The organism is Gloeothece verrucosa PCC 7822 (assembly GCF_000147335.1).
Taxonomy (GTDB): Bacteria; Cyanobacteriota; Cyanobacteriia; order Cyanobacteriales; family Microcystaceae; genus Gloeothece; species Gloeothece verrucosa.
Genome location: NC_014501.1, coordinates 4,492,237 through 4,509,075 on the forward strand (window position 1 = coordinate 4,492,237; position 16,839 = coordinate 4,509,075).

A 16,839-nucleotide genomic window follows, 5' to 3' on the forward strand; every position below is an offset into this window, starting at 1 on the left:
CAATCGGTACCCCGAGAAACTTAAATTAAATATCCCACTTGGTAGATGAAATAGGGGATTAATTTTATCAGAATGAAATAAATAAGTACCTGGACAAAATTAAAGTTAACTGCGAGTTTGGGGAATGGGCAATGGGGAATGGGCAATGGAGAAGGGTTGTAGGCGTTTTACAATTCTTGACACAGTGGACTTTATTTATGTCCGACTACATAACATCATCAAAACAAATTACGGGAATTCACCCATAAATTTTTTTGACTCGGGTGTATTATTTTTTTAAACAGGATTCTTTATGGATATTATTCGTATTATTTGTGCAATTTTTTTACCGCCACTGGGAGTATTTCTTCAAGTGGGTATTGGCGTAGATTTCTGGATCAATATCCTCTTAACTTTACTGGGATATATACCGGGTATTGTCCATGCAATATGGGTAATCGCTAGAAAATAAAAGCGAATAAATAGAAGCTAAAAGCCGGTAGATTATCTTTGATTTGAGCGGATGACACAAAAGCCCTACTTATTAGGAAAAAAAGCCAGTCCTTCCACAGGTCATTGGTGGATTAGGTTTGTAGCGATTATCGCTTTAGTAAATTTTACTCTAGTAGTCTTCAATGAGACTTATATTTTTTTTAGGCATTTTTATCTAAAATATATACCTGCTGTTGTATCAGTTTATGATCCAGTGAAAAGCATTCTTCCTGATGCCCAAATTAATCATTATCTAAACCAAGTTGATCGTTTAGCCGCAGAAATCAATACACAAGGGTTAGAAGAAGCGGCTACAGAAAAACTTCTGCAAAACCTACGCCAAGAAAGTCTGATTATTCTAGATGATCCTTCTTTTTTAATCTCTAATCAAATAGGGATATTAGCAAAAATCAAGCGTGAAATACAAGCGCATACGGATACTCCATCAGTGCGGAACTCGTTCCGCACCCCAGCTAATCTAGCTTTTAGTAAATTTTGGCGTGCAGAAAATTTAGCTCAACTGGGAACAGAAAAAGAGCTAGATTTTTTTAACGAGCAAATTAGACCTCTTTTACATAAAACTTACTTTCGCGCTCTCAATGAGCAGGGGCAATTAGAGGATAATTTCTGGAAAATTGATCGATGGTTTATGATTTTCTTTGCCCTAGAATTTTTAAGAAAAACCATTTTACGAAAAAAGCAGCATTCAGAGCAGGGGTTTGGGAAAATTCTGCTAAGACGTTGGTATGAAGGCTTTTTTTTCTTACCCTTTTGGCGTTGGTTGCGAATTATTCCTCTGATTGTTAAATTACATCAGTCTCGTTTGGTTAATCTAGAATGGATCTTAGGACAGTTAACTTATGAACCTGCGGCTTATTTATCGGATCGTATTTCTAATTTTTTAATGGTACGCTTGATTAATCAAACTAAAGACGCTATAAGCAATGGAGACATTAGCCGCACTTTACTAGAACCCCAACCTTATATTAAAGTCAGTTCAGTTGATAAAGCTGATGCCATCATTGATCGTTTACTTCAATTGACTATTTATAACATTTTGCCTAAAATCAAACCTGATTTAGAGGCTTTATTGCGTCATAGTTTACGAGAAAGTGTCATTCAATCTGATTTTTATCAGGGGTTAAGAAATATTCCCGGAATAGACGCTTTTCCCAAAGAAGCTATACAACAATTAGCAGATTATTTAGCCGGGGGAACAGTCGAACTGATTACTAATTCTTATTCTGACATAAGAGGTCGGCAATTGTTTGATGAACTCTCTCAAAATTTTAAAGCGGCTCTACAAAAAGAATTACAGGATAAACTCAATCAAACTGAACTCAAAACCCTGATGTCTGAGTTATTAGAAGAGATAAAACTTAATTATGTGCAACGTTCAACACAACACGATCCCGAAGCCATTTTAGAAGAAGCGGAACAAATTCGTTATGTGGCTACGTTACGAATAAATTAAAATGATTACTTAAATACGCCTATGGGCAAACCACTATACATTGATCTAATCTGGTTGTCAGACTGCGGTTTATTGCGGACATCATGATCCAAAATATGACAAGTGTACATTTTTTCGAACCATTTTTTTTCTGTGTGTCTCTGGCTTCTATCTTGATCAATTTTTCGGAACTCATTTTCATTGTTAAATTCTTCTATTGCCGCTAATTCTCCACACCATTTATTAGCAAAGAAGTGAGTAATATCGTCGAAATATATACTCACTGCTGGATTATATATTTCAGGGCTTCCTAATAAACAATTTAAACTATCTTTAGCGGACGTATAAATATCAACATCAACGGAAATAAAACCAATTGGTGCAGTGGGATCGCAACTATTTATAAAGGAATTTACTGTATTTTTAATGTCGCCTAAAATTAATTCAGCACGATTTTCAATTTTCTCGATTAATTTTTCCTTGTTTGTCATCGGGTAATCACCTTGTGCCCAAAATTCTGGATGATTTTTATACCCGTATACTTCTGGTAGGCCTTCGCCGGTGTCAAAGCCAACAATACGAAACTCAACTCCCGTCTCAGACGAGATCTTTTCTGCTAAATCAATCATATTGTAAAGACCGTTACCGGTTGCCACGCCAAATTCACAAACAGTGGTTTTCCGTTTTCCAAAATATTTGGCTATATCTGCCGCTTTGAGAAGTCCATAGGCATATTGAGGACGTACTAATAGACTATACTCCTCTTTTTGTCGAATAGTTCCTATTGTTACTGCCCGAACTCGTTTCAAATAATGATACAGAGGTTCAAGCAAGATTTGAGATAGTTTCATGATCAGTCTGCTCAGTGAATCAGGATATTGTTTTCTAGTTTAAAGTTAATCCCATTTCTCAAGGGGATAATTCAAAAAAATTTACAGTTTAAACTAGATTTATTCACAAGGAGTCAACATACTCAATTGCAGAACAATTTTATCAATCGAACTAACTAAAGCTCTTGATTCAAAAGGATAATTCGCCACAATACTAAACACCAGCATTCCATATTGAGGATGATTCATATAACCCGATAGTGCCCTCACGCCGCTTAAGGTACCCGTCTTAGCAAAAACAGCCCCTTGAGCCGCCGTTTGGCGCATACGGTTTCTCAAAGTTCCACTCACCCCGGCCACGGGTAAAGAGCCATAAAAAACATCTTTTTGGGGAGAATAATACATCGCCCGTAGAATAGAAGTAATCGTCCTGGGAGTGGCCACATTTCTACGAGACAAACCCGAACCATCCGCCAGACGATAGCCATTTGGATCGATCCCTAATTCACTTAAAGCCGCCTTCGCCTCAGCCGGACCCCCCACACGACGCATTAAAGTTTCTGCATAATAATTATTACTGACCAGATTCATAAAAGTAATCCAATCTTTGAGGGATTTACTGCCAATAGCCGCACTAGGGCCCAACCTCTGTAGCGCGGCGGCACTCGTAAAGATTTTAGTATTAGAAGCAGGGATAAAAAACTTATCGGCATTGTGGCTATAAAGCACCGTCCCATCAGTCAAAGACTCCACCTCAATTCCCCAATTGTTGGGATATTTGCCGATAATAGCATTGATCGATGGCTCTAAAAGGGCTGAACAAACCCCGCCGCCTCTTTGTTGCGGTATGGGGGTTCTCGGGGGAATTGTCGGATTTTCTGGGGGTGGGACAAAAATCTCTATGGATGAGTCCCCATTAAAATAATCAGTGGTGGTCGTCGGACTGATTTCATTAGCAATAGCGGGATTAACGCAGTTAGTGGTAGCTAAAGTTAAAATTGTTAAAGAATTTAACCAATAAGTCTTTTTTTTAAACATACTTAGGCTCTGGATTTCCTCACAAATCGCTATATTTTATCACTTTAGATGGATGTAAATGATCATTATGAGAAAATTATTATTTATTCGTGACAAAAAGGAATCAGTACAAAATGTCAATAGGCAATCTACCTTGAAATGCGGCTAGAGGTTATATAGAGCAAGAGAAAAGGTAGCTAAATAGACAGAATTAAATTCGATTATTCGGTCATGATAAAAATAACTAGAAAATTTAAAATTTGTCTTTTAAATTGTTAATTAGCCCCAAGTCCTCAAAATACGAAACCCTAGTTTTTTCGGAAGTTGTCAAATGTTTTCCTTATTAGATGCTGAAAAAGCGGCGCTAAACTTTTTAATGGAAGAGTGGGAATTACCCACCCAGGATCAAGACTGGTTTAGGGTAGTAAATTCCCGGAAAATTCCCAATAGCTGGTGGTCAATTGTAGAAATAGGAATCAAAAACTTGCCCGATAAATGGGTAATTCAAGTATTTGATGATGGAGAGTGTGACCCTTGTTATACCTTTGTTTCGCCTTTTTCTGATGAGAAGATTAGCACCCATCTAGCTGAATTACCAGCAAAAATTGCCATCGCTCTCCAAAAAGAAAGAGAAGGTCATATTTAACAAGTAGGGTGTGTTAGCGTAGCGTAACGCACCGCGATCTCTGCCGACATTACATTTAAAGCACATTTTTAGCTGAAACAGGGTAGCGTAACGCACCGCGATCTCTGCGGACATTTAAAGCACATTTTTAGCTGAAACAGGGTAGCGTAACGCACCGCGACCTCTACCAGGTTTTTGAAGTAGGTACAATACCCCATTGGCTCAAATTTTTGTCAACCGTTTTCAAAAAGGTTAAATCTGACTCGAGTAAAGAGGAATTAGAGGGATTTTCTAAAAACGAAAAAGCCCTTCGAAACTCAGCCGCTTCAACTTCAAGCGGAGAGTCTAAATGACAAGGAATAATGCGCTGAAAATTCCATTTGGCCACCTGTTCGGCCCACTGGAGAGTTTCTTGAGGAGCGCGATTAAAAATAAGAGTTTGTAGAATAGGTGCCACTAACAGCGTTTTGTTCCTTCGCAAAGCATCAAAAGACTCTTGCCAATCATAATTCCATTTAAAAGGAAATAAACCAAAATAAGCTTGTTTTGAGCGATCAGGCGCTCTTAAAGCTTCTCGTAAAGATTCTACTAATCCGACAGGTTCTAGAGTGCTTGGGCGAATATAAAGAGCAAACAAACAAATTTTGTGCCATCCTTTACGTCTATTTGCTTCAGTATCAGCTACCACATCAAATACATCATCTCTAGCGTGAAACAGCAAAGCATAAGGATCAAGTTGCACAATTGCCGGGGGATTTTCGGGTATAGAAAGCACCGAATCAGTGACCAATAAAGTCTGCGAATGCTTATCAAATAACGCCACTTCTTGAAATTGTCCAGGCCCCAACTCAATTGTCTTTAAGATAGCATAATCGATCTGATCAGCAAAGGGCGTTTGGCTACTATCAAACGGTAGAAAATGGGTGCGTTTTCCGGGGAAACCAAGCCAACTCAACGGTAAATTAAGCGGAAAACTCCATTGGTTTGGAGAGACAAAAACCTGTGCGGATTTAAAATATCGCGCAAACGGGCCGACAAAAACCTTATGTTCTATCCCTGATATGGTCGGCAAAATGATATATTTCACTTCACCATGTTGAACTTCTAACTCTCTCACCAGTCTGATACATTCTGGTGTTGGGGCCACTGGTGCATAAACTAAAAGTCCCCCTACTGAGAGTTTAATGACACTCATCCGAATCGGCACAATGACGTATAAAATGCCCTGTATTTGCTCAAAAGTCCAGACTTGATCTTTGACAACTTCAGTACGGATGGTTCGTCGTTTCCCATAAGGGTAAAGTGGTACTACCGGCCAAAACGGCCAAGACAAATCTCTAGGATGGTTATACTGATTAATCTGTTTCCCCTGCATTAGTGGTGCTGTTCTCAGACTTTTTGTCACTCCGTTAAGGACAATTTACTCCTACTGGCCTAAATCTGTCAGACTCTTAAGAGTTAGAATCTTTTTAGGCTCTTATTTTTGGCTTTAAGCGCTGTTCGCAATAGGATTTTGTTCATTACATTATACAGTAACTCTATGGTTTCTCTAGAAAGCGGTTTGGCCAAAAATTGCCCCGTTGGACATTGATAGTAGATGTTATATTTGACTTCTCCGCGTGTTAAAACAACGCGGATTCTAAGCGGATGCTTCGCAACGGGTTAAAACACCGTTGCGAAGCGTCTTCTTAGCTGACCAGAATTTTAGTTTCTGGGGACGAGTCAAAACGCCCCTATTCACTGGACTCAAATCTAAATTGAGCGTTGTGGCTACTTTTCGGATAATGTTCGCCGCACCGTTACAGTCAGCATTGATATACCAATTATTACCAGTGCGAAATAATCCTCTTTTTGTTCTTTTACCTGATGACTTCCAACCTTCGGGTTTTGCACCGTGAACGGGAATAATGTCACCATCTAAAAAACTTGCTTTACTGGTATAGCTTTCTTCTGTCTCAATAAACCTAATACCGTATAGTTCACACAGTTGAGCGATTCTATTCTTGAGTCTAGCAGTGGGAATTGAGACAAAAGACTGATTATTTTTCTTACCTAGATTTATCTCCTTTTTAACCTCATCATTCCAACCAAAAACAATAGTACCAATGTGGTTATCTAAACAATGATTAACCACTATTCTCGCTGCTTTGTTGACAGCATCCCTCATCTGTCTATTGCGCTTCTCGGTTATTTTAGCTAATCTATTAGACCATAATCCTTGAGGCTTTCCTTCTTTAATTGTTGATACCTGCTTGTTATACCAACGGTTAACTGATTTTAAATGCTTACCATCAAGAATAAAAGATGTGCCTACATTAGAAACGCAAGTTAACCAATTATTCAATCCTGGATCTATACCGAGTGCATTGTCTTGATTTAAACCTTGATCTTGGATTTCTAATTGATAAACAAATTCAGCATAAAAACATCGATTTCTAGGGATGATTCTAACTTCTTTGATATTTTCAAAGCGTAAATTAGATGGCATTGGGAGAGAAAAACTATCTAATTTAAACCATGTTTTTACCTGCTTTCCTAGCGAGAATTTAATCTCGTTACCGATTAACTTAAGCCATTGCTTCGGGTAAACAAATTGATAAAATCCCTTTTTTCTGTATTTAGGAATTCTGGGTTTATCGGGTAACTCGCCTCTTTTCCACATTGACAGAAGTTTCCAATAAGACACAAATGCTTCATAGACGCTTCTAAGCGTCTGTTGAGCCACACAAGAACGCAAGGCTTTAAAGTGTAGATTTGATTTGAGTTGTTTATCTAGCGTGTATTTGCCGATATATTGATGGGTTTTGAAATATATTTGCCTCGCGTAATAAAGTCCACAGTTATAGAGTTTATTGGCTTCCGAGCAAACATATTCTAAAACTGCCATCACATCGGGAGGTGAGTTAATTAAAACTTGTTGGCATCCGTACATAGTAAAGTGTATTAAAATTAGTCTATTATACATTATTTAGAAACAAATGGCAACCTATGACAAAAAAGAAGAGTATAGGCGAAACCCTCATTCGGTAAGCCTTATCAATTATCATTTCGTCTTCTGTCCCAAGAGGCGGAAGCCGGTGCTAGTGGGAGATGTTGCTAGAAGATTGCAGGATGTTATTTTTGGGTTATGTCAAGAAAATGATTGGAGGTTGATAGCACTAGAAATAATGCCAGATCATGTTCATCTTTTCCTTAACACAGATCCGACTCATGCTCCGAGTGCTATCATGAAGAAGGTCAAAGGACGTTCATCTCATATCTTAAGAAAAGAATTTCCTGAGCTATTAAAAATTCCTACTCTGTGGACTCCGAGCTATTTTGTAAGCACCGCCGGCAATGTATCGACTGAAACCGTCAAGAGATATATTGAAACCCAGAGGGGTAAATAGATACGCTCTTGTTAAAACCCCTCCGTTCGCTCGACAGCCACCCGTTAAAACGGATGGCTAACCCTCGCTCACTATTTTTTATGTTTGATTACTCTCTTGACTTCGATAAAATTGATTTTCGTCAATCCCCTGAATTATATCGAATTGGCCGAGGAGAACAAGGAGTCTTATTAGTTGAACCCTATAAATCTGAAATTCTTCCCCATTGGCGCTTTAAAACGCCCGAAATCGCCAAACAATCCAGTGAAATCATCTATAATATGTTTTTAGATTACTTAAATCAAGATGATTTTGTCGGCGCTGACATGGCTCGGAAATTTCTTCAAATGGGATATACTCGGGCGCGTCGATACGCTAATCATAAGAGTGGGCGCAAATATAAAGATAAAACTCAAAAAACTGACAGTAATCCCCCTCAAAAGCCAGAAAAGCGCGAAATTTTACCCTATGACGTTGATCCGATTAAAGCCCAATCAGCCGCTATTTTTAAAGAGAAATGGTGCCAGGCGAAACTACAGCCAAAATATCTAGAATTAAAGAAAAAACATCAGCAAATGTATGAACAGAATTCTAATAATAAAAATCTTATATAATAAATCCAGTCCATTTTATTCGATTAAATTATGTTAACATCTCGATATAGATCCTTATTGTTTTCTGACTCCAGCATTGGATTACGCCGGAGAGATCTAGTTACAGCATACGCTTTTTTACGCATAATTTTAGGCATTAATTTTTTTAATCACGGATTTACTCGCCTAGGCAATATTCCGGGTTTTGCCGAAGGAATGGCGAAAATGTTTGAAAATACTTTTTTACCGAGTTTTTTAGTCAAAGGGACTTCTTTTTTAGTGCCTATTGTAGAATTAATCGTCGGTTTGTTAGTGATGTTTGGACTCTACACCCAAGCGGCTTTATTAACTGGCTTTGGATTGATGGCAATTTTAATGTATGGGATTACTTTAGTGCAGAACTGGGAAACAGCTACCAGTCAACTTGTTTACTGTTTAGTCTTTTTTATCTTGGTCGCTGGCAATGGATTTAATCTTTTTTCTTTAGATTGGTTGTTGCAACAAAGCCGCCGAAGAAGAATTTAGAAGAAGATGAGATGATATTTTCAAGAATTATGACCCTTAGCGCTCACAAGAACATTCTTCTAAATTTCCTATATTTATTCCCTGGTAAAAAATGGTCACCGGACCATCATCGGAAACGACAAAAATTAGACTTTTGCGAAAATCATAAGAAAACCGTTTCGCTGAAGTATGACGTGTTCCTTTATAGGTTCCGATCATTTGGCGGCTATTTTCTGAATACTTAAGATGAATGCCAACAGCAACAATCGTTCCCTGTTTGTCAACTAACATTGCCCCATCTGTAAAGGTCAAAATGTGTCGTAAAATGGGCAAATCAGGAGTAGAATTAATCTTAACTTCTACCTCTTTTTTGACATTACCTAAACTGGTATTAGGCAATAAATTTTTGACCTCTGAGGGAATGTTGTCAGCGAGACACCAGACAATTGTCGTTCCGATATTGCGAGGACTTAAATCATGAAAACAAAATTCTAATATACTTTGTAAAATTTCCGGATCGCCTTCAGGAATTTCCAACTGAATTTGTTTCATGATCAGTTTAACTGAGGGTTTTCTTCTCCAGCGACGATACTCATGAATAAAAACTCCGGCTCGACAGATAACTTTCGTCACGCCATATCTATCTGTGGTACAGATCACCGCTTGAAAATCTTCGTGAAGTTGATAGAGTTTTAATTCAGTATCAGCCGCTTGCTCTAAAATTAACAACCCTTTAAATTGTCCTCTAGCAAAGACTAAAAAACTATGACAGCCATCAGCCAGTTTTCTCGCTTCATCTAAATCAAAAAAGAGCAATGAAGTAAGCTGTTGATAAATAGGCGAGTCATAAGAGTTACAAAAAATAAATCCATAAGGTTGAATTTTTCTTTCGTGAACATTAGGACGTAGTGCATAATCTAATTCTTGACTCAATAAATCACAGGTGATAAATTCAGGAACACAAGCAGAAATCCCACTTAACTCAAGTTCTTCTTTGAGAAATACCACAGACACCCCCTAGCTTAAAATATTTATAGTTAATTTCTATAATGCGGCATTTAATCGCCCTACAACCCCCCCCAGTAAGAAGATTAATCCCCCAACCCCTCTAATAAGGGTGAGTGAGAGTGATACTCTTAGGGATTTATAATAGCGGATTTCCTTACCCATCTGTCTTGTAGGCGAGTGTGTTTAATCGGCTATTTTGAGACAATATTAAAGAAAGGGGCCAGCAATAAACGGTTAAATCATGCTCGACTTAATTTTATGTCATCAGACCGCAGACTTTGACGCACTCGGGGCAGCAGTAGGATTATCACGTCTTAAAATTGGCAGTAGAATAGTTTTAACTGGGGGAGCGCATCCCACCGTCAAGGATTTTTTAGCCTTACATCGGGATGAATTAGCCTTAATTGAACAACGAAGTGTCAACCCCGAACAAATTCGCTCTCTTTTCGTCGTCGATAATCAATGGCGTGATCGCTTCGGAAAAGCCGCTAATTGGTTTGATTTACCTCAACTCAATGCCATTGAAATCTATGACCATCATCTCGATGGCGAGTCGGATATTCCGGCAACTGAAAAATATATAGAAGCGATAGGCGCAACCACTACCCTAATTGTAGAACGACTACAACAACAGCAACTACAACTGACCCCCATCGAAGCAACCGTCATGGCCTTGGGGATTCATGTCGACACCGGTTCTTTAACCTTCGATCAAACTACCCCTCGTGATGCTTATGCTTTAGCGTGGTTAATGACTCAAGGTGCCAATGTCAAAATTATTGCTGAATATGCTGAACCGGGTTTTACCCCTCAACTGCAACAACTCTTTTCAGATGCTTTAGATCGTTTAAATACAACCAACGTGCGAGGGTATAAAGTCGCCTGGATCTTACTCACTACAGAAAACTTTATCCCAGGACTCTCGAATCTGGCAGAACGTTTGCTCGAATTAAGTGAAAGTGATGCCTTATTGTTTGGTCATGCTTATAGTAAAGGACAAAAAGATGATCATAGCGAAAAAAGATTAACCCTGATTGGCAGGTGTCATATAGATGAAGTTAATTTAAATGATTTATTTGCACCTTTTGGGGGGGGTGGACATTCTCAAGCCGCTTCAGTCACTTTTCGAAGTGTGGAACCGGCACAAATGTTAGACCAATTAGTGGAAAAACTGATAGAGACTATTCCTCAACCCCTCAGCGCCAGAGATTTAATGTCCTCTCCTGTGCGAACCATTCGCCCTGATACCACTATAGAACAAGCACAACGGGTTTTATTTCGTTATGGTCATTCGGGTTTATCGGTAGTGGATGAAAATGATCAGTTAGTGGGAATTATATCAAGACGAGATATCGATTTAGCCTTGCATCATGGCTTTAGTCATGCCCCAGTTAAAGGATACATGACCCGCAATCCCAAAACCATCACCCCGGATACCTCTTTACCAGAAATTGAAGATTTAATGGTCACTTATGATTTAGGACGCTTGCCGGTCGTTGAAAATGGGCAATTAATGGGGATTGTTACCCGTACTGATGTTTTGCGGCAAATTCATCAAGATCGTTTAGAGAAAAAAGAACGCTTAACTCAAAAAACGCCCCTGATATCTTGTTTATTACCCTCCTTCCGCCATCGTCTTCATCCTCCTATCTGGAAATTGTTACAAACTGCCGCCCAACAAGCCCATCAAAGAGGATGGCATTTATACTTAGTTGGGGGAGCCGTGCGAGATTTACTTTTAGCGCCTGGAGAAGAAACCCTGACCTTACAAGATATTGATTTAGTGGTGGATGGGTTTCATCGTGCGGCGGATGTGGGTGCAGGGGTAGAATTAGCTAATCAGTTACAAGAAATCTATCCCCAGGTGCGCTTATCGGTGCATGGAGAATTTCAAACGGCGGCGTTAATCTGGCACAAAGATGCTCAATTAGGGTCTTTAATGATCGATATTGCCACCGCTAGAACCGAATTTTATCCCTATCCGGCGGCTAATCCCCAAGTTGAAGCGAGTTCTATTCGTCAGGACCTTTATCGTCGGGATTTTACCATTAATGCCTTAGCGGTGCGTTTAACTTCTCCGAGGGAAGGAGAATTATTAGACTTTTTTGGTGGGGTGGAAGATTTACGATCGCAGCAAATTCGGGTGCTTCATGCCAATAGTTTTATTGAAGACCCGACGCGCATTTATCGAGCGGTGCGCTTTGCGGTAAGATTAGGGTTTAAAATAGACCCTCATACCGAAGATTATATCCGTTATGCTATTTGTAGCGGCGTGTATGATCGATTGCGTTTAGAAAATCATCCCGCCCCGGCTTTAACCACCCGATTAAGAGCGGAATTAACTTATATTTTAGAAGCGGCTTATTGGAAACCGGCTTTACAATTATTATCTAATTTAGGAGCCTTGCGGTGTTTACATAGTAATTTGGTTTTAGACGCTAATTTATGGTGGCAAATTCGTTTTGTGTCTCGCTGGTTAAAGTGTCTCGATTCAGAAAATCATTTTAGTCATTGGTTAATTAGATTAGAGGTTTTAATTGCTGCTTTAAAGCCTGATGAACGGGAGCAAATAGCGGCTAATCTTCAGTTACCCAAAGATAGTATAGAACGTTTAAGAGATTTAGAAAAAATTGAAAACTCAGTGCAACAAAATCTCAAAAAATGTGATAAAATAAGCGAGATTTTTTTATTATTACGTCAGTATAAAGTGCCAAGCTTAATCATTGTAGCGGCAAGAAGTGATCGACTTGAACGTCATCGGATCTGGCAGTATTTAACGAAATGGTCTAAAATACAAACTTTCTTAGATGGCAATGATTTAAAAGCGATGGGATATAAACCCGGACCACAGTTTAAACAGATTTTGGATCAGCTATTAATCGCTACCTTAGATGGGGAAATTATGAATCGAGAAGAATCGGTGGAATTTGTCACAAATATTACTGAAAAAACTGCCCAAAAGTTGTAGGAAATTAGCCGGTATCAATCAAATCTTTTTTGAGAGATTTAAGGTTGTACGTTGGCGGCTTTAAGCATATGGTAAGTAGTGAGAAGTTGAGTTAAAGCAAGAGGATAACTTTGAAGAATTTCGCCTGTGGTTCCCACCAGTTTACCGATGTCTTCATTGCCTTCTAGACTACAATAAGACTTAAGATAGGGCACTTCGTTGCAGAAAATACGCTCTAATTCTCTGACTTGTTCTACAGTAGTATGAGCATCTACTTGCAGCACATCCACAGGTTTACCCATATCTCGATCGAGTTCTAAACGAATAGCTTGGCCAAGATGATTGCCGCTAGGATTTAAAATCAAACTAAAATCAGGATGGGGAATAGTCGGCCGCAAGACTAAGCGAACATTTAAGGCCACATCACTTTGTTGAGTTTCATTACTAGGCGGATAAAAAGTGACCACTACATCGGCCCATTGGCGCTGAGGACGGATATAAGCTTCTGAGTCTGGCTCTCTTTTTCGTAGTTGTTCGAGAACCTCGTCTTCAGTATAACCTCGCTTGCGAGTATCGCGCTTAATTTTCCAACTGGTTCGCAACTCTTCCGGCGGCGCTAAAAACACTTTAACATCGTATTTGTCCCGCATTTTCTGAGTTGAGTAACCGAGCAACCCTTCCACAATAATAAACTGTTGGGGTTTAATGTATTCAGGTGGGTCAAACTGTCCTGTATCGTGATTATAGATTGGTTTGAGAATGGCTTGTCCGGCTCCTAGTAAACTTAAATGTTGATCGATAATGTCGAGGTAATTGCAGTCGGGATGTAGGGCAGAAATACCAAGTTTTGACCTTTGTTGACGATCATAACGGTGATAATCATCAGTACAAATGATGGTAACTTTTTCTTTTCCTAGAATTTGAGCAATTCCTTGGGTTAAGGTGCTTTTGCCAGCAGCACTATCACCAACAATACCTAGTATAATAGGTCGATGAGTCATTGTTTTCTTGATAAAAAAATCGTTGCTTCTATTACCCAGAATTATAATATTAATCCGTCTCAAAATCGCTCACAAACTTTAATAACTCTTGGTGCATCAAAGCGCGATCAACTAACGAATGAATTTGAGCAGAACTTAAAGCATCCCCATTAGCATAACACTCTAACCAAGCCGTACTAATAACATTGGGGTCTTCAGGCAGTTCTGCCAACTCCCAGCCGGGAATATTTAACTCTTGCATCAAGCGGCTTACCTTGGGGTCATAACTAAGGGCAAAACAACGACATTCTTCTGCACCTGCCATAATTAAACTGTGATAGCGCATTCCTATGGTCATCTCCACCCCTTTAAATAAACCCTTTAACTCTCTGGGATCATCTAAAGTCATAATCTTATGAGACTGGGGAAGACGGGCAGAAATAGAACGCGCAATGGCTAAATCTTGAGAAGCTTGAAACGGGACTAATAAAATAAAGGCATTAGTGGCTTTTTGAAAATCAATTAACGCTTGGGTAAGAACCTCTAAGCGTTGCGGGGTTAACTGGGGATGGCTGCGTAAATTTAGCGCTACTCTCGGCGCGGGTAAATCCCATAATCCTTGCACCGGTTTTGATTCTAGCGCCCAAACCGGGTCCGGAGCAATAAGCGGCGAAATATCCCACTGAGAGACTAATGTCGCTGACTGCGAGTCTCTGACACTGACGGCGGTACATCCCCGCAAAACTTGTTCGGTTAACCAGCGAGTGGTAGGACGTTTTAAGGGGCCAATTCCTTGCGCCCAAGCGACGGTTTTTAAGCCCTGTTGCTGTGCTAAACCCATTAAAGCGGCATAATAGAAGGGACTGGCAAAACTGGTGACATCCTGCATTAAACTGCCTCCTCCCCAGATAAAAATATCGGATTGTTGGAAAGCTTGCAAGATGGCAAAAGCCGAACGAGCCGGACAAGTTTCTATTCCGTAGCGTTGACGAGTTTGGCTAGGGTTATTGGAAAGGACGATGGGCTTGATTTTTTTGGGTAACATTTGCAAGAGGGAGACTAATAGGGCTTCATCTCCTCCGTTTCCTTTGCCGTAATAGCCGCAGATAAGCGCCTGCATAGTTTTTTCCCTGTTGCTGTTGAGTGAGCAAGATCTATCATAAAACCGTTTAGCGCTCTGTTGATCTTCCCTCCCCCCTTAATAACAGAGAGACTTCTAAACTCATTTGTTGAGTAAATAATCCTAACTTTACAGTTAACTTGATTGAAAGTCCTTTTACTTAAAATGAGCCATCTAAACAAAATCCGCTTATTCTTTTCTCATCTCGGTCAAAAAGCCCGACAATGGTGTATTAAACCCGAAAATATTTTGTTTCTTGCCCTCATTATTATTTCTTTACTGCCGCTCTGGCTGTTTACTTATTTTCCCTCACAGGATGGGCCTCGTCATCTTGAAATTGCTAAAATTATCCGCGAATATCATCTAGCAAGTAATAGTAAATTTCGTGAGTATTATTTAATTAACTCAACCTTATCTCCTAACTGGTTTATTTATTTAATATTGTTAGGACTCATGAATTTTTTTCCGCCCCTACTAGCTGAAAAAATTCTCTTAAGTGGTTATGTTATTCTTTTCCCGATTTCCCTACGTTATGCCCTCTCTGGCATCAGCAAAAAGTCTGTTTTTCTCTCTTTTTTAGCCTTTCCTTTAATCTACAATTGGGCATTGCATAAAGGATTTTATAATTTTTCTTATAGTTTACCTATCTTCTTTTTTGTTCTCGGCTATTGGTTGAAATATCAAAACCGATTTACCCCGCCTAAAATACTGATACTTACTTTAGGAATCGTTTTACTCTATTTTGCTCACTTGTTTTCCCTAGTGATGGCTTTTATCGCCCTATTCATTGCTACAATTTGGCTGATATTTAGTGATCTTTATCAACCCTCGTCTGAGAAATTATTTGATTTATCCTTATGGAGCCGAGTTTTATTGAAGCGATTAAGTATCTTGTTTTACCTCTTTTTTCCGGTACTCGTTTTGAGTTTGATGTTTGTGAAAAAATCCACAGCCGCTCACGCTTCAATTATTTGGGGGAAAGGTCTTTGGCAGGTGGCAAATTTATTAACTTTTGGCTCCCTTACTTCTTATGACAAATTAGAATTTTTATTTTCCACTGCTTGGGTAATTTTATTAATAGTCATTAGCTTGAATTTTATTCTCAACAAAAAAGATGATTTTGATGCAGAAAAAAGACCTATCAACGTTTCCCAACAACTTTTAGCGATTTTTGGGGTTTATTTAATTATTTACTTTGTCGCCCCGAGTGAGACATTTACTAGCATATCAATCAAGGAAAGATTGGTTTTTTATCCGTTTTTTATTCTCATACTTTGGCTCGGCACAAAAAATTATAATCAGCCGATGAAAAGCCACCTAAAAGCGGCAAGTATTTTGATTACTTTGCTGTTTTTACTCAGTCATAGTCTCAAATATTTCCAGATTAACAAGTATTTAGAAGAATATATATCTAACAGCCAGTTAATTGAACCTAATTCTACTGTTCTTTCTCTATCTTTCGACAACTATCTAGAAGATAATCAAGGCAAAAAAGTTTCGGCTAGAATACAACCTTTGTTGCATGCGTCAGGATATCTTGCCATAGAAAAACCACTCGTTACTCTGAACAATTTTCCGGCCAGCACAGACTATTTCCCCTTGATGTATCGTTCCCAACTCAATCCTTATAAACATATTAGTCTTAAACAAAAAACCGATCTTGATCAAACGCCGCCTCGAGTCGATTTTTTGACTTATCCTCAACGAACGGGGGGACAAATCGATTATGTACTGGTTTGGAACTATAAAGAAAAGTTTAAAAACCTTGCTGCCGCTCAATCTATCTTTCAACAACTCCAACAAGGATATGAACTGATCTCGAGTTCACCCCAAAGAGGATTGATGAAATTATATCGCCGAAAAAACCGGGAATCAGGAATCTAAACTATCACACTTCGGGTGATTCCCAATTCCCAAACTAAA

Annotated in this window: 15 protein-coding genes; 8 read left to right on the plus strand and 7 right to left on the minus strand. The window is 39.0% G+C overall.

Annotated features, from left to right (window positions below):
• Nucleotides 1–292: 292 nt before the first annotated feature.
• Nucleotides 293–451: a YqaE/Pmp3 family membrane protein gene (locus tag CYAN7822_RS35855; protein ID WP_013324061.1), complete on the plus strand. Its 159-nt coding sequence runs from the start codon at nucleotides 293–295 to the stop codon at nucleotides 449–451.
• 51 nt (nucleotides 452–502) lie between these two features.
• Nucleotides 503–1,945: a hypothetical protein gene (locus CYAN7822_RS19965; protein ID WP_013324062.1), complete on the plus strand. Its 1,443-nt coding sequence runs from the start codon at nucleotides 503–505 to the stop codon at nucleotides 1,943–1,945.
• Nucleotides 1,946–1,950: 5 nt separating this feature from the next.
• On the opposite strand, the gene CYAN7822_RS19970 is transcribed toward CYAN7822_RS19965, so the two are convergent.
• Both CYAN7822_RS19970 and dacB read right to left on the minus strand, forming a co-directional pair.
• Nucleotides 1,951–2,775, minus strand: a complete 825-nt coding sequence (locus tag CYAN7822_RS19970) for a hypothetical protein (RefSeq protein ID WP_013324063.1) — start codon at nucleotides 2,773–2,775, stop codon at nucleotides 1,951–1,953.
• Nucleotides 2,776–2,874: 99 nt separating this feature from the next.
• Nucleotides 2,875–3,792, minus strand: a complete 918-nt coding sequence (gene dacB, locus CYAN7822_RS19975) for a D-alanyl-D-alanine carboxypeptidase/D-alanyl-D-alanine endopeptidase (protein WP_013324064.1) — start codon at nucleotides 3,790–3,792, stop codon at nucleotides 2,875–2,877.
• 310 nt (nucleotides 3,793–4,102) lie between these two features.
• Here dacB and CYAN7822_RS19980 point away from each other — a divergent pair, with 310 nt between their 5' ends.
• Nucleotides 4,103–4,417 (plus strand): hypothetical protein, encoded by a 315-nt coding sequence (locus tag CYAN7822_RS19980; protein WP_013324065.1) that lies wholly within the window; start codon nucleotides 4,103–4,105, stop codon nucleotides 4,415–4,417.
• A 163-nt stretch (nucleotides 4,418–4,580) separates the two neighbouring features.
• Here the strand turns inward: CYAN7822_RS19980 and CYAN7822_RS19985 are convergent, their stop codons facing one another.
• Both CYAN7822_RS19985 and CYAN7822_RS19990 read right to left on the minus strand, forming a co-directional pair.
• The gene (locus CYAN7822_RS19985) at nucleotides 4,581–5,771 is read right to left on the minus strand and encodes a DUF4336 domain-containing protein (protein ID WP_013324066.1); all 1,191 of its coding nucleotides are present in this window, start codon (nucleotides 5,769–5,771) and stop codon (nucleotides 4,581–4,583) included.
• Nucleotides 5,772–6,035: 264 nt separating this feature from the next.
• Complete coding sequence (locus CYAN7822_RS19990; RefSeq protein WP_013322994.1) at nucleotides 6,036–7,328, minus strand: RNA-guided endonuclease InsQ/TnpB family protein; 1,293 nt, start codon at nucleotides 7,326–7,328, stop codon at nucleotides 6,036–6,038.
• 46 nt (nucleotides 7,329–7,374) lie between these two features.
• On the opposite strand from CYAN7822_RS19990, the gene tnpA reads away from it, so the two are divergent.
• The 3 genes from tnpA to CYAN7822_RS20005 are packed head-to-tail and all read left to right on the plus strand — an operon-like array spanning nucleotide 7,375 to nucleotide 8,882.
• Nucleotides 7,375–7,785, plus strand: a complete 411-nt coding sequence (tnpA, locus tag CYAN7822_RS19995) for an IS200/IS605 family transposase (protein WP_013322995.1) — start codon at nucleotides 7,375–7,377, stop codon at nucleotides 7,783–7,785.
• Nucleotides 7,786–7,838: 53 nt separating this feature from the next.
• The gene (locus tag CYAN7822_RS20000; protein ID WP_245602610.1) at nucleotides 7,839–8,378 is read left to right on the plus strand and encodes a DUF4385 domain-containing protein; all 540 of its coding nucleotides are present in this window, start codon (nucleotides 7,839–7,841) and stop codon (nucleotides 8,376–8,378) included.
• A gap of 30 nt (nucleotides 8,379–8,408) precedes the next feature.
• The gene (locus tag CYAN7822_RS20005; protein ID WP_013324068.1) at nucleotides 8,409–8,882 is read left to right on the plus strand and encodes a DoxX family protein; all 474 of its coding nucleotides are present in this window, start codon (nucleotides 8,409–8,411) and stop codon (nucleotides 8,880–8,882) included.
• Nucleotides 8,883–8,918: 36 nt separating this feature from the next.
• On the opposite strand, the gene CYAN7822_RS20010 is transcribed toward CYAN7822_RS20005, so the two are convergent.
• On the minus strand, nucleotides 8,919–9,869 hold the full coding sequence (locus tag CYAN7822_RS20010; protein ID WP_013324069.1) for a DNA integrity scanning protein DisA nucleotide-binding domain protein: 951 nt from the start codon (nucleotides 9,867–9,869) through the stop codon (nucleotides 8,919–8,921).
• A 241-nt stretch (nucleotides 9,870–10,110) separates the two neighbouring features.
• Between CYAN7822_RS20010 and CYAN7822_RS20015 the strand changes: the two genes are divergently transcribed.
• Complete coding sequence (locus CYAN7822_RS20015) at nucleotides 10,111–12,837, plus strand: CBS domain-containing protein (protein ID WP_013324070.1); 2,727 nt, start codon at nucleotides 10,111–10,113, stop codon at nucleotides 12,835–12,837.
• 38 nt (nucleotides 12,838–12,875) lie between these two features.
• Here the strand turns inward: CYAN7822_RS20015 and CYAN7822_RS20020 are convergent, their stop codons facing one another.
• Together CYAN7822_RS20020 and csaB are read right to left on the minus strand one after the other, a co-directional pair.
• A complete protein-coding gene (locus tag CYAN7822_RS20020; RefSeq protein WP_013324071.1) occupies nucleotides 12,876–13,817 on the minus strand; it encodes a phosphoribulokinase in 942 nt (313 codons plus the stop codon).
• 49 nt (nucleotides 13,818–13,866) lie between these two features.
• Nucleotides 13,867–14,916, minus strand: coding sequence for a polysaccharide pyruvyl transferase CsaB (gene csaB, locus CYAN7822_RS20025; RefSeq protein WP_013324072.1), 1,050 nt, complete (start codon nucleotides 14,914–14,916; stop codon nucleotides 13,867–13,869).
• A gap of 165 nt (nucleotides 14,917–15,081) precedes the next feature.
• Between csaB and CYAN7822_RS20030 the strand changes: the two genes are divergently transcribed.
• Nucleotides 15,082–16,800: a hypothetical protein gene (locus tag CYAN7822_RS20030; protein ID WP_013324073.1), complete on the plus strand. Its 1,719-nt coding sequence runs from the start codon at nucleotides 15,082–15,084 to the stop codon at nucleotides 16,798–16,800.
• Nucleotides 16,801–16,839 lie beyond the last annotated feature (39 nt).

Bases quoted from the DNA above. Each gene is read 5' to 3' on its own strand.
- CYAN7822_RS35855 (WP_013324061.1), top strand. From the start codon at position 293: ATGGATATTATTCGTATTATTTGTGCAATTTTTTTACCGCCACTGGGA.
- CYAN7822_RS19965 (WP_013324062.1), top strand. From the start codon at position 503: ATGACACAAAAGCCCTACTTATTAGGAAAAAAAGCCAGTCCTTCCACA.
- CYAN7822_RS19970 (WP_013324063.1), bottom strand. From the start codon at position 2,775: ATGAAACTATCTCAAATCTTGCTTGAACCTCTGTATCATTATTTGAAA.
- dacB (WP_013324064.1), bottom strand. From the start codon at position 3,792: ATGTTTAAAAAAAAGACTTATTGGTTAAATTCTTTAACAATTTTAACT.
- CYAN7822_RS19980 (WP_013324065.1), top strand. From the start codon at position 4,103: ATGTTTTCCTTATTAGATGCTGAAAAAGCGGCGCTAAACTTTTTAATG.
- CYAN7822_RS19985 (WP_013324066.1), bottom strand. From the start codon at position 5,771: ATGCAGGGGAAACAGATTAATCAGTATAACCATCCTAGAGATTTGTCT.
- CYAN7822_RS19990 (WP_013322994.1), bottom strand. From the start codon at position 7,328: ATGTACGGATGCCAACAAGTTTTAATTAACTCACCTCCCGATGTGATG.
- tnpA (WP_013322995.1), top strand. From the start codon at position 7,375: ATGGCAACCTATGACAAAAAAGAAGAGTATAGGCGAAACCCTCATTCG.
- CYAN7822_RS20000 (WP_245602610.1), top strand. From the start codon at position 7,839: ATGGCTAACCCTCGCTCACTATTTTTTATGTTTGATTACTCTCTTGAC.
- CYAN7822_RS20005 (WP_013324068.1), top strand. From the start codon at position 8,409: ATGTTAACATCTCGATATAGATCCTTATTGTTTTCTGACTCCAGCATT.
- CYAN7822_RS20015 (WP_013324070.1), top strand. From the start codon at position 10,111: ATGCTCGACTTAATTTTATGTCATCAGACCGCAGACTTTGACGCACTC.
- CYAN7822_RS20020 (WP_013324071.1), bottom strand. From the start codon at position 13,817: ATGACTCATCGACCTATTATACTAGGTATTGTTGGTGATAGTGCTGCT.
- csaB (WP_013324072.1), bottom strand. From the start codon at position 14,916: ATGCAGGCGCTTATCTGCGGCTATTACGGCAAAGGAAACGGAGGAGAT.
- CYAN7822_RS20030 (WP_013324073.1), top strand. From the start codon at position 15,082: ATGAGCCATCTAAACAAAATCCGCTTATTCTTTTCTCATCTCGGTCAA.